1 pseudogene is annotated in these 282 nt (G+C 66.0%); it reads right to left on the bottom strand.

Annotated elements, in window-relative coordinates:
• Nucleotides 1-282: pseudogene (locus AAEZ10_RS27260) on the bottom strand (amidohydrolase family protein); the annotation flags it as partial.

The raw sequence follows: 282 nt of genomic DNA on the forward strand, positions 1-282 counted from the left end.
GTGTGAGCCAGCTCCCGCAGCAGGGTGGGCGGCAGCGAGAAAGTGGGCGTGGTCGGCGCCACCACGACCCGGCGCATGGCGTCCGGAATGTCCTGGTGATAGCGCGATTTCAAGCGCTCGATGTCGCCGACCATTTGCTCCAGCGACTCCGGCTGCAGCGCGGTTTTTGAAAAGCCGGGGTGTGCACTTGCCGACTCCAGGGCACCCCCTCGGCACAGCACGAAGCGCAAGCCGAATTCGTCCGCCGTGTCGAACAGCAGGTCACCTGTCTCGGTCGTGCCG

This window comes from Pseudomonas sp. H26/SER47-MNA-CIBAN-0231 (assembly GCF_040310465.1).
Lineage (GTDB): Bacteria > Pseudomonadota > Gammaproteobacteria > Pseudomonadales > Pseudomonadaceae > Aquipseudomonas > Aquipseudomonas atacamensis.